This is a genomic window from Cellulosimicrobium composti (genome assembly GCF_010287905.1).
Lineage (GTDB): Bacteria > Actinomycetota > Actinomycetes > Actinomycetales > Cellulomonadaceae > Cellulosimicrobium > Cellulosimicrobium composti.
The window spans coordinates 103,287-115,157 of the sequence record NZ_JAAFAN010000003.1; the positions used below are offsets into that span (position 1 = coordinate 103,287).

General features: G+C 74.6%; 10 protein-coding genes. 5 read left to right on the forward strand and 5 right to left on the reverse strand.

All coding sequences use genetic code 11. The features are described 5' to 3' along the window. Positions 1 to 37: 37 nt before the first annotated feature. The 3 genes from GYH36_RS01580 to GYH36_RS01590 are packed head-to-tail and all read right to left on the reverse strand — an operon-like array spanning position 38 to position 3,179. Positions 38 to 862, reverse strand: coding sequence for an alpha/beta hydrolase (locus GYH36_RS01580; RefSeq protein ID WP_024840962.1), 825 nt, complete (start codon positions 860 to 862; stop codon positions 38 to 40). Positions 863 to 866: 4 nt separating this feature from the next. Continuing rightward, a complete protein-coding gene (locus GYH36_RS01585; RefSeq protein ID WP_151192031.1) occupies positions 867 to 2,180 on the reverse strand; it encodes an MFS transporter in 1,314 nt (437 codons plus the stop codon). A 57-nt stretch (positions 2,181 to 2,237) separates the two neighbouring features. Next, positions 2,238 to 3,179 carry a PhzF family protein gene (locus GYH36_RS01590; RefSeq protein ID WP_162288909.1) on the reverse strand — a complete coding sequence of 314 codons (942 nt, stop codon included), beginning with the start codon at positions 3,177 to 3,179 and terminating at the stop codon, positions 2,238 to 2,240. 187 nt (positions 3,180 to 3,366) lie between these two features. Between GYH36_RS01590 and GYH36_RS01595 the strand changes: the two genes are divergently transcribed. Both GYH36_RS01595 and GYH36_RS01600 read left to right on the forward strand, forming a co-directional pair. Next, a complete protein-coding gene (locus GYH36_RS01595; RefSeq protein ID WP_162288910.1) occupies positions 3,367 to 6,690 on the forward strand; it encodes a 3-keto-alpha-glucoside-1,2-lyase-like domain-containing protein in 3,324 nt (1,107 codons plus the stop codon). A 242-nt stretch (positions 6,691 to 6,932) separates the two neighbouring features. Next, the gene (locus GYH36_RS01600; protein WP_162288911.1) at positions 6,933 to 9,275 is read left to right on the forward strand and encodes an MMPL family transporter; all 2,343 of its coding nucleotides are present in this window, start codon (positions 6,933 to 6,935) and stop codon (positions 9,273 to 9,275) included. Between the two features lie 19 nt (positions 9,276 to 9,294). Here the strand turns inward: GYH36_RS01600 and GYH36_RS01605 are convergent, their stop codons facing one another. After that, the gene (locus GYH36_RS01605; protein ID WP_024840967.1) at positions 9,295 to 9,801 is read right to left on the reverse strand and encodes an FBP domain-containing protein; all 507 of its coding nucleotides are present in this window, start codon (positions 9,799 to 9,801) and stop codon (positions 9,295 to 9,297) included. Between the two features lie 580 nt (positions 9,802 to 10,381). Here GYH36_RS01605 and atpC point away from each other — a divergent pair. Beyond that, the gene (gene atpC / locus GYH36_RS01610) at positions 10,382 to 10,702 is read left to right on the forward strand and encodes an ATP synthase F1 subunit epsilon (protein ID WP_051471702.1); all 321 of its coding nucleotides are present in this window, start codon (positions 10,382 to 10,384) and stop codon (positions 10,700 to 10,702) included. A gap of 4 nt (positions 10,703 to 10,706) precedes the next feature. On the opposite strand, the gene GYH36_RS01615 is transcribed toward atpC, so the two are convergent. Then, positions 10,707 to 11,102, reverse strand: coding sequence for a VOC family protein (locus GYH36_RS01615; protein ID WP_024840969.1), 396 nt, complete (start codon positions 11,100 to 11,102; stop codon positions 10,707 to 10,709). 111 nt (positions 11,103 to 11,213) lie between these two features. On the opposite strand from GYH36_RS01615, the gene GYH36_RS01620 reads away from it, so the two are divergent. Both GYH36_RS01620 and GYH36_RS01625 read left to right on the forward strand, forming a co-directional pair. Beyond that, complete coding sequence (locus tag GYH36_RS01620; RefSeq protein WP_024840970.1) at positions 11,214 to 11,462, forward strand: DUF2630 family protein; 249 nt, start codon at positions 11,214 to 11,216, stop codon at positions 11,460 to 11,462. A 52-nt stretch (positions 11,463 to 11,514) separates the two neighbouring features. Beyond that, positions 11,515 to 11,766, forward strand: coding sequence for a hypothetical protein (locus GYH36_RS01625; RefSeq protein WP_024840971.1), 252 nt, complete (start codon positions 11,515 to 11,517; stop codon positions 11,764 to 11,766). Positions 11,767 to 11,871: the final 105 nt, after the last annotated feature.

An 11,871-nucleotide genomic window follows, 5' to 3' on the forward strand; every position in this document is an offset into this window, starting at 1 on the left:
TCCGCACCCGCGGGCGGGGCCCTCGTGCGTCCGGGGCCTACGGTCGGGGCGCTCGCGTGTCCGCGGCCGCGGAGTCGCGCACGAACGCACGCAGGCGCGCGAGCACCGCGGGCGCGTCGTCGCCGCCGAGGAAGCCGTGGCTCGCTCCCGGCAGCTCGAGGAGCTCGCACCGGACGCCGTCGCGGGCGCAGGCCTCGGCGAGGGCGCGCGCCTCGGGGAGCAGGGCGTCCTGGTCGCCGACGGCGAGGAACGTCGGCGGAAGAGCCGAGGCGTCGAGGTCGAACCGCGGCGCGTCCGCGAGGTCCTCGACCCGCGTCCACGCGCGGAACGACGCCGCGGAGAGCGCGGGATCGGGGCCGCCGGGCCGGGCCGCGTCGAACGAGCCGAGCGTGAGGTCGAGGTTGGGGTTCGTCAGCGCGAGCCACGCCGGGGCGAGCGGCGTGCCGTGGGCGCGTCGTGCGGCGGCGACCGCGACGGTCCCGCCCGCGGAGTCCCCGACCAGCGCGAGGCGGCCCACGCCCTCGGCGGCGAGGAGCGCGAGCGCGGTGAGCGCGTCCTCGGCGGACTCGGCGAGCGACGCCTCCGGCGCGAGCCGGTAGTCGACCGCCACGACGGGTGCCGTCAGCGCGGTCGCGAGGCGTCGGCACGGGCCGTCCTGGAGCTCCAGGTCCCCGAGCAGCCCGTACCCGCCGTGCAGGAACACGACGGCCGTGCCGGCGTCCGACGCCTCGGGCACGTAGCGCCGCAGCCCGACGCCGTCCCGCGCCTCGTCGTGCACGGTCCCCGCGAACGGGAGCCGGGGGCGGCGCAGCGCCCGCTCGTGCGCGTCGCGGCGCAGCCGTGCGACCTGGGCGTCGTCCACGCGTCTATCCTCGCGCCCGGACCGCTGCGGCGGCAGGGGTCGGGCGCGGCAGCGGGCGCACCTGGCCCGCGACCGCGAGCGACAGGACCGTCGCGGCGCAGATGACGAGGAGCGCGTGGCGGGCGCCCACGCCGTCGACGAGCAGCCCGAGCAGCGGCGGCGCGGTGAGCATCGCGACGGTGGAGAACGACGTCGCGACGGCCACGCGCGGCGCCGCGTGGGCGGGGTCGTCGGAGGCCGCGGCGATCGCGACGGGGTTCGCGAGGGCGGCGCCGCACCCCCACAGTACGATGCCGGCCCAGGCGAGGGGCAGCGTGGGGGCGAGGCCGAACACGAGGAGCCCCACGAGCGCGGACGCGCCCGACGCGCGCAGCACCGCGACGCGGCCGAACCGGTCGATGAGGCCGGTCCCGGCGAACCGGAACACCGTCATCGCGCCGACGAACGTCCCGTAGGCGACGGCGCCGAGCGCCTCGCGCACGTCGAACCCGTCGACGACCGCGATGGAGAGCCAGTTGCCCGCCGACCCCTCGGACAGCGACGACGCGAGGAGCACGAGGCCGATGAGCAGCGTTCGCGGCTCGCGCCACGCGGCGAGCGCCGCGCGGAACCCGGCACCGCGCCGCGGCGCGACCACGGGCACGTCGTCGTCGGTCGCGTCCGCGGTGGCCGGTGCGTCCGCGCGGGCGGCCGCGGCCCGCTCGGGGGCGAGGGCGGTCGCGGGCGCGATGAGCAGGGCGCGCACGGCGGTGACGACGAGCGTCACCACGACGACCTGCACGGCGATGCCGACGTGCACCCAGGAGAACGCGGCCGCGACGAGCGCCCCGCACGCCGCGCCGATCGAGAACGCGGCGTGGAAGTGGGGGAGGATCGCGCGCCCCACGTGCTGCTCGACGGACGCCGCGCAGATGTTGATGGGCACGTTGGTCAGCGCGCCGCACATCCCGTTGAGGAACGCCCCGACGGCGAAGACCCCCACGCTTCCCGTCGCCGTGCCGAGCGCGACGAGCCCGAACCCGACGACGTTGGCCGTCGTCGCGACCACGAGCGTCGTGCGGCTGCCGAACCGTGCGACGACCGCGCCCGTGGCGACCACCGCGGTGAGCGTCCCGACGCCGCCGACGACGAGCAGCGCGCCGAGCTGGCCGGAGCTCAGCCCGAGCGCCTCGCGGACGGACGGGAGCCGGCTCATCCACGAGGTGCCGATGACGCCGAACAGCGCGAACTGCACCATGAGCGCCCAGCGGGCGCGCACGAGAACCGCACCCGGCGTCAGGGCAGGGTCGGGCGCGGAAACCGATGGGTTTGTTGACACTTGCCGCAGTCTACGGATGCGCGCCCCTGCGGCGCCGCCGGATTCCGCGGCCGCCGGTCAGAGACGGACGGTCCCCGCGACGCACGTCACGCTCGCGCCGCCGACCCAGACCGTGCCGGCGTCGTCGCGCGTGACGTGCACGCGGCCGGCGCGTCCGAGGGCGGCTCCCTGCGCGGCGACGTACCGCTCCGGGAGGCGCCCGTCACGGCCGAGCCACTGGCCGACGACGGCGTTGAGGCTGCCCGTGACCGGGTCCTCGGGGATGCCCATGCCGAGCGCGAACCCGCGCACCTCGACCGCCGCGCCGTCCGGGCCGCCGTCGTCGCCGTAGAGGCCGGCCACGCCGACGGACAGGTCCGGGCGCTCGGCGCGCAGCCGGGACCAGTCGGGCGCGAGCCGGGCGACGCGCTCCGCGGAGTCGAGCAGCACGACGCGCCACCCCGGCCCGTTGTCGAGCACGCGGTGGTCGAGCACCGCGTCCTCCGGGACGCCGAGGGCTGCGACGACCGCCGCGAGCTCGTCCGCGGGCAGCGGCTCGTCCGACAGCAGCGCCGGCGCGGCGAACGCGAGCCGGGACGGCCGGTCGGAGCCGGCGCCGGAGTCGGTCTCGGCGCCTTCGCGCCGGATCGTCACGAGGCCGACGCCGCACTCCTGCACGACGACGTCGCGCGCCCGCGCCTGGCCGCCCGCCTCAAGCCACGCGTGGCACGAGCCGAGCGTCGGGTGGCCGGCGAAGGGCAGCTCGCCGCCGGGGGTGAAGATCCGCAGCCGGTAGTCGGCGCCGCCGGCAGCGCCCTCGGGGCTGGGTGGGAGCAGGAAGGTCGTCTCGGAGAGGTTGGTCCAGCGCGCGAACGCGGCCATCTGCTCGTCCGTCAGGCCCTCGCCGTCGAGCACGACGGCGACCGGGTTGCCGCGCGTGGGCACGTCCGTGAACACGTCGACCTGCGCGAACGGCCGGGACGCGGTGCGGTCGGCGATGTCGCCGTGGCGTGCGCTCATGGGCCGAGCGTACGACGGCGGCTCTGGCTCCACTTTTGCCGACCAGGCGACGGAAGTTGTAGACATGCCGATGAAACGCGGGCTAGATTGTCCACCGTTGTCATCGACGGGGACGGCAGGGTGCGGCGAGGGGGGCGGCTAGGGCTACGCTCCGTCGAACTCGATGTGTTACCGAGAAGGAGCAACGATGCTCGAACGCACCAGCCTGCCGGCGTCCCGCCGGATCAGGTACCGACGCGGCGCGGCCGCCCTGACCCTCGGCGCGGTCGTCGTCGCGGGCTGGGCCGTCCCCGCCGCGGCCGATCTTCCGGAGCAGGAGCCCGGCGTCACGCTGCGGACCTTCCAGCTCGCGCAGGACCCCGGAGCGGTCTGCACCCTGAAGTCCGGCCAGACCCCGAACGTCGACAAGCTCATGCCGACCATCGACTGGTCGACGGCCGAGCAGTTCGGCGCGGAGGACAACTTCATCTCGCAGGTGAGCGCCAACCTGCACGTCCCCGCCGACGGCCAGTACCAGTTCCGCGTGACCAACGACGACGGCGCGCTCGTCTACATCGACGGCCAGCTCGTCCTCGAGAACGACGGGCCCAACGACTCGACCTCCGTCGAGGGCAGCGTCGCGCTCACCGCGGGCGTGCACGACCTGCGGGTCGACTACTACGAGGGTGGCTACAACCAGCGCCTCACGCTCGCGTGGAAGACGCCGGGCAGCTCCACCTTCCAGGTGATCCCGACCTCGGCGCTCAGCACCGAGGCCGGCGTCGTGCGCGTGACCGCGCCCGGCTACAAGTACTGCGAGGGCGCGACCGACACCGCGGGCGACGGCCTGCGCCTCGACTCGGTCAACCCCAACTACGAGCTCGTGAACCTGCGGCCCGAGGGCTTCGAGCCCAAGGTCTCGGGTCTCGCGTTCACCCCGGACGACCAGCTCGCCGTCGTGACGACGGGCGAGGTCAGCTCCGGCGGCTGGCGCCCCGACCCGGTCTCCGGCGAGGTGTACTTCCTCGACGGCGTGCTCGACGCGCAGGGCCCCGAGGACGTCACGGCGACGCTCGTCGCGGACGAGCTGCTCAACCCCATGGGCATCGAGGTCGTCGAGGACTCGATCTTCGTCTCGGAGCGGTACCAGCTCACGCAGCTCACCGACCCCGACGGCGACGGCTTCTACGACCAGCACACGAAGATCGCGGAGTGGCCCGACGGCGGCAACTTCCACGAGTTCGCGTTCGGCCTGATCCACGACGAGGACTACTTCTACGTCAACCTCTCCGTGGCCATCGACAACGGCGGCGCGACGACCAACCCGCAGCCCGCGGCCAACCGCGGCACGTCGATCAAGATCGACCGCGAGACGGGTGAGGTCACGTACGTCGCGGGCGGCCTGCGCACGCCGAACGGCATCGGCTTCGGACCCGAGGGCGGGATCTTCGCGACCGACAACCAGGGCGCGTGGCTGCCGGCCAACAAGCTCATCCACATCCAGCCGGACCGGTTCTACAACCACTACACGAACCCGGCCGGGCCGTTCGACGCGAACCCCGTCTCCCCGCCGGCCGTGTGGCTCCCGCAGAACGAGATCGCCAACTCCCCGGGCAACCCGATCCTCGTGCAGGACGGCGAGTTCGCGGGGCAGATGCTCCTCGGCGACGTCACCTACGGCGGCATCCAGCGCGCGTTCCTCGAGAAGGTCGACGGCGAGTTCCAGGGTGCGGTCTTCCGCCACACCGCGGGCCTCGAGGTCGGCGTGAACCGCGTCATCTACGGTCCCGACGGCGCGCTGTACGCCGGCGGCACCGGTGAGGGCGGCAACTGGGGCGAGTCCGGCAAGCTCCGGTACGGCCTCCAGAAGCTCGTCCCCGTCAACGAGGACTCCTTCGACATCAAGGAGATGCGCGTCGTCGAGGGCGGCTTCGAGATCGAGTACACCGACCCCGTCTCGGACGAGGTCGTGGACAAGCTCGCCGAGGCCTACCAGGTCAAGCAGTGGCGCTACGTGCCCACGCAGCAGTACGGCGGGCCCAAGGTCGACGAGCAGCCGCTGTACGTCTCCGACGCCCAGGTCTCCGAGGACCGCACGACCGTCACGCTGACGATCGACGGCCTCAAGCCGGGTCACGTGGTGTACGTCCGCTCGCCGCGCCCGTTCGCGTCCGCGAGCGGTGCCGAGCTCCTCAGCACCGAGGCCTGGTACACGCTCAACTCGCTCCCGGGCTACGTCGCGCCGGCCGAGCGCGGCTGGTACGAGGCCGAGCTCGCCCAGCCTCTCGGCGGGTCGAGCATCGCGTCCGACCACAGCAACTACTCCGGCTCGGGCTTCGCGGCCGGCATGACGAACGTCGGCTCCGGCCGCACGTTCACGGTCACCGTCCCGGAGGCGGGCACCTACCCGGTGCACGTGCGCTACGCGAACGGCATCCACCCGTACAACGAGCTGCGCGCCAAGAACGTGTCCCTGCACGTCAACGGGCAGGACCTCGGGCAGTGGAACTTCCCGACGACCGGGAGCTGGAAGGACTGGGGCGTGCAGACGCGCGACCTCGAGCTCCAGGCCGGCGCGAACAGCATCACGCTCGTGTACGAGAACGGCGACGAGGGCAACATCAACATCGACGTGCTCTCCGTCGGCGACACCGTCGACATCTGCTCGCCGGGCGACGTCGAGGACGGCTACACCGCCCTCTTCGACGGCACCCTCCAGAGCCTGCAGGACGGCTGGCGCATGGCCGGTCCGGGTGGCTTCGGCCGCCAGGACGACTGCTCCATCCGCGGCGAGGGCGGCATGGGCCTGCTCTGGTACGACGAGGAGCTCGGCGACAGCTACAGCCTCAAGCTGGACTGGAAGCTCGTGAAGGACGACAACGGCGGCGTGTTCGTCGGGTTCCCGCACCCGGGCGACGACCCGTGGGTGGCCGTCAACCAGGGCTACGAGATCCAGATCGACGCGACCGACGCCGACGACCGCACCACCGGCGCCATCTACACGTTCCAGGGCGCCGACCTGGAGGCCGTCGCGGGCGCGCTGAACCCGGTCGGCCAGTGGAACGCGTACGACATCCGCGTCGAGGGCGACCGCATCCGCGTCTACCTCAACGACGTGCTCGTCAACGACTTCACGAGCACCGACCCGGCACGGCTGGTCAACAGCTTCGTCGGCATCCAGAACCACGGCGGCGGCGAGATGGTCAGCTACCGCAACATCCGGTTCAAGGCGCTGACGGACGAGCCGGTCGAGGAGCTCGCGATCTCGACGACCGTCCAGACCCGCTGCCTCGCGGGCAAGGTCTACGTCGCGGTCCGCGCCACGAACGACGACACGGTGCCGGCGGACGTCACGCTCACGACGCCGTTCGGGACGAAGACGGTGACCGGCGTCGAGCCGGGCGCCTCGGCGTACCAGTCGTTCGCGACGCGTGCGACCTCGGTCGAGGCGGGCTCCGCGCAGGTGTCCGCGTCGGGCGACGGGCGGACGTTCGAGACGGACGCCGCGTACGACGCCGTGAGCTGCGGCTGACCGGCCCGTCCCGGGGCGGGTGGCTGAGCCGTCCGCCCCGGGACGCACCACGGGGGACGTGAAGGGCGGGGGCGGCGGCACGAGCCGCCCCCGCCCGACGCGTCCGCAGACCCTTTTCAGCACCCGGCGACGCGAGGCCGGAGCGTGGTCCGACGGCGCTCCGACCTCGCGTAGGGTGCTCACCTCACGTCGGCGCCCCGCGCGCCACCGACCCACCGACGTTCTCGACGAGGAGGACAGCCATGGCGCTCGGACGCCTGCTCCACCGCACCGGCCGGCTCGCCGCGCGCCGTCGCGCCGTCGTCCTCGCGGTCTGGGCGGTCCTCCTCGTCGTGGGCGCCGTGCTCGGCGGCGCCGTCTTCGACCGGACGAGCGACATCGAGCCCGCACCCGCCGGGAGCGAGTCCGCGCTCGCGGCCGAGCGGCTCGACGCGCTCGCTCCCGAGGGCGAGACCGTCGTCGCCGTGCTCTCCGGGCGCGACTACTTCTCCACCGACCTCGTCGCCCAGGCGAGCGAGGTCCTCCACGGCGTCCGCTCGACGCCCGGCGTCGTCGACGTCTTCGACGCCTACACCGGCGGCGGCCTCATCGCCGACGACGGTCGGGGCTCGCTCGTCGTCGTCGAGCTGGACCCGGCGCTGTCCGACGACGACGCGCTCGCCCTCGCGCACGACGTCGCCGACTCGCTGCGCACCATCGACACGCCCGAGGTCCTCGTGGGCGGCCCGCTGCTCGCCGAGGAGGCGTTCGTCGAGCAGGCGATCACCGACGCCGCGATCGGGGAGGGCGTGGCCGTCGTGGTCCTGCTCGTCCTCCTCGTCGTCGTGCTCGGCGGCCTGCGCGCCGGCCTCGTGCCCCTCCTCACCGCCCTCGCGGCGATCGCCGTCGCGCTGCTCGTGCTCAGCGGACTGCTCGGGATCGTCCCCGTCAACGAGTTCGCCGTGAACGTCGTGACGCTCCTCGGTCTCGGCCTCACGGTCGACTACAGCCTCCTCGTGCTCGCGCGCTTCCGCGAGGAGCGCGTTGCGGCCCCCGACGTCGCGACCGACGAGCTCGTCGGCCGCACGCTCGCCACCGCCGGCCGGGCCGTCCTCGCGTCCGGCCTCGCCGTCGCGATCGCCCTCACCGGACTGCTCCTGCTCGGCGACCCCCTCCTGTCCGGCATGGCCGTCGGCGGCGCCGTCGTCGTGCTCGTCGCGACCGCCGCCGGGCTCACGCTCGTGCCCGCGCTCGTCGCCACGTGGCACCGCGCCATCCCTGCGCCCGGCGCCCGCACCTGGTCGCACCCGTGGACCGGCCGTGGCGGCGCCGGGACCCTCGGCCGCCTCGCCCGCACCGCCCAGCGCCACGCCGTGCTCGTCACGCTCGGCGCCACCGCGCTCCTCCTCACGCTCGCCGCCCCGCTCGGGTCGCTCACGCTCGGCAGCTCCGAGGTCCACTCGCTGCCCGCCGACGCCGAGGCGCGCCTCGCCGCCGACGCCTCCACGACCCGCTTCGCCGACCTCGGCGTCGCGCCCGTCACCGTGCTCGTCGACGCACCGCTCGACGACGACGTCGCCACCTACCTCGACCGGGTCTCCACCCTGCCCGGCGTCGACGACGCCCTCCAGGACAGCGGCTACCCGCCCGAGGTCACCGTCGTCGACCTCACGCCCGACGTCGGCCCCGGCGGAGACGCGACCGCCCAGGAGGCGCAGGACCTCGTCCGCGCCGTGCGTGCCGTCGACACCGACCTCGACGTCCGCGTCGCCGGACCCGCCGCCGAGGTCGTCGACACGCAGGCGCACCTCGCGCAGCGCCTCCCGGTCGCCGCCGGCGTCGTCGTCCTCGCGACCTTCCTCCTGCTGTTCCTGCTCACCGGCTCCCTCGTCGTGCCGCTCAAGGCGCTCGTGCTCAACCTGCTCACGCTCGCCGCGACGCTCGGCGTGCTCGTCTCCGTGTTCCAGCACGGCGTCGGTGCCTCGCTCCTCGGGTTCGAGCCGTGGGGCGCCCTCGACGTCACGACACCCCTGCTCATCGGCATGCTCGTGTTCGGCCTGTCCACCGACTACGAGGTGTTCCTCCTCGCGCGCACGGCCGAGGAGTGGCGCGCGCGCACGCCCGGCGAGGATCCTCGCTCCGCGAACGACCGGGCGGTGCTCCGCGGCATCACCGCGTCCGGCCCCGTCGTCACGACGGCCGCCGTCGCCATCGGCATCGTGTTCCTCGGCTTCGCGGCGGGCGAGCTCGTCGCGATGAAGGAGGTCGGCGTCGGGATGGCCGTCGCCGTGCTGCTCGACGTCACCGTGGTGCGCGGGCTCCTGCTCCCCGCGACGATGACGCTCCTCGGGCGCTGGAACTGGTGGCCGTCGTGGCGCGACGGTGGGAGTTCGGGGCCGGGGCGGGCGAGGGCTCCGCGGGGGCGCGACGGGTCTCCCATCCGCCGCTCGTCCCTCGCGGCTCCCGTCAGACCCGCCACGACCCGCCCCGCCCCCGCTCCGCCGTCGCCCTCGGCGTCCGGGTCGCCGTCGTCGGGTGCGGCGTCCGGTCCGGCATCGTCGGGTGCGTCGTCCGGCTCGGCGGCCGCTCCCGCGGCGCCGAGGTAGGCGCCGCGGGAGGGGTGCGTCAGACGTCGCGCAGGACCTCGGTGACGAAGCGCGCGGAGCGCTCGCGGAGGCCGTCGACGCGGAGCTCGACGAACAGCTCGCGCATGGACTCGTCGTCGCCCATCTCGGTGCGCGTGGGGGCGCGGCGCACGTTCTGCGAGCAGAGGAACTCGGTGCAGATGAGCGTGCCGACGGTGTTGCCGCGGCGGCCGGCGGCGCCCGCGCGTCGCGCGACGTAGAGGCTGACGTCGTCGGTCACGACGACGTCCTCGCACCACGCGCACACGGCGCGCTTGCGCATGCCGCCCGTCTTGGCGTCGGTCGAGCGCAGTAGGACGCCGCGCGGCTCGCCGTCGACCTCGACCACGGCGTACGCGAGCAGGGGCGCCTTGCGGTCGCGCCACCCGAGGTAGTCGAGGCGGTCCCAGTCGAGCGCATCGAGGTCGGGGAGGGTCGCCTGCGCGGCCTCGCGCTTGGAGGCGTTGACGAAGGACGCGCGGATCTGCTTCTCGGTCAGGGGGTTCATGGGTTCACGGCTTCCGTGTCGGTACGGGTCCCGCCCCGGTCCGGTGGCGCCGCGGCGCTCGGCCGGGCGCACGACGGCGAGAGGCCGCCGGGCGCGCGAGAGCGCCGCCGGAGGGGCGGGGATGACGGCGTGCCCGCAGCCGTCGGAGCCGAGACGGTGAGCGTTCCGGTGGTCGCCGCGCACGAGGGCGGCGACGCGCCCGGGTGTGCGGACGCCAGGTCGGCGTCGGGTGCTGGTCTCAGCGGCTGACGGTGCGGGAGGGGAGGGTGCCCGAGCAGGCCGTCATGGCCACCTCGCAGCCTGCGGCGCCGTGCATCCGCGTCTCCTCGTCCCGTGCGGCGCGCCGTCCGGCGCGAACCTGAACCGTGGTCGTGCCGTCCGGCACGACGGACGGCTGCCCTCGGCAACCGTCACTCTCGATGGTGCGCCTCCGGGGCGTCCCGCGTCAACGTGTTTGGCGCCGCGCCGGGCCCCGCCGGATGACCTTCGGCCCCGCGCGGGTGACGAACGCCCAGGTCGCGCGCAGGGCCGGCGCGGCCAGACTCGGAGGCTCCGAGCCCTGCCACCCGGAGGACCTTCCGTGCCCGTCGTGCCCCCGCCGCCGTCCGAGACCGTCGCCGCCCCGGGGGGCGAGCGCCTGGTGTCCGTGGAGGTGGTGGTGCCGTCCGGCGTCTTCTGGGCGGGCGACGCCCGCAGCGTGACCGTGCCGTCGGTGCAGGGCACGCTCGGGATCCTCGCGCGCCACGAGCCGGTCGCCGCGTCGCTCGCGGCCGGGCGCGTGCGGCTGCGGACGCCCGACCGTCCGACGGCCGAGCTGCGCATCGGCGGCGGGTTCGTCGTCGTCGACCACGACGCGGTGACGATCCTCGCCGACGACGCGACCTGGGTCCCCGCCCGGTAGCCCGCTACGCGGGCTCGACCGTCCCGAGCTGCACGACGACGACGCGGTGCCCGTCGGGGTCGTTGACGTGCGCGTAGCGGTCGCCGGTCTCGCCGTCGGCGTCGGGCCCGACGAACGGCGTCACCCCGGCGGCGGCGAGCCGGTCGAGGGTCGCGTCGAGGTCGTCGACGTAGAGCACGAGGTTCGGCAGGCCGTGCCGCACGAGCGGGGTGCCGCCCTCAGGGAGCGGCACGAGCCACAGGCCCGGCTCGTCGACCCGTCCGGGACCGACGTGGAGGAGCGGGAACCCGTCCGTCTCGCCCCGGAACAGCGTGCCGAACCCGAACCCGTCGGCCCAGAACGCGGCGCTCGCGTCGAGGTCGCGGCAGAGCAGGACGGTCCGGCCGATCGTCGTCGTCATGGCCCGAGCCTAGGGCGTCGCCGCCGAGCGCCGGCGACCCCCGAGCGCGGGTCGCCGGAACCGCGCCCGACCGCCCGGGCGGACGTGCGCCGTCGGGCATACCGTGGACGCATGGCGACGGACGACGGCATCCGCAGGACGATCAGCGACCTCGTGGCCCAGGAGCGCGAGCTGCGCGAGCAGCTCGCGAAGGGCGAGATCAGCGGGGGGAAGGAGCACGAGCGGCTCCGCGCGATCGAGGTCGAGCTCGACCAGTGCTGGGACCTGCTGCGGCAGCGCGACGCGGCGCGCGAGTTCGGGAGCGACCCGGATGCGGCGACCGTCCGAGACCCCGGTACGGTGGAGAACTACCTGGAGTGATCGCCGCACGCGTCGGCCCCGGGCCTCGTACCGACCTCAGAAGGAGAACGACATGACCACGACCAGCGAGCAGGCGGCCGAGAGCCCCCTCCCCACCGGGACGGAGGGCCGCGACATCCCCGGTCACGCGGGAGCGCTCGCGCGGTTCGTCGTCGCGTTCGCCCTGTTCGTCGGGGGCCTCGTGCTCATGGGGTCCGGCATGTCCGGGGTCGACGGCGGCGTGTGGCTCTTCGTCGGCGGCCTCCTCGCCGCGACGCTCGCGTTCGCCCTCCCGATGGCGGGCACGGGCACGACCGAGCGCTGACGCACCACGGCCGAGGCCCGGCGCCCCGCGGGGGCCCCGGGGCAGCCCCCGAATAGCGACGCAGAACCCCGCGCCGCGCCGCACCCCGCTGCCCGCCCGCCCCCG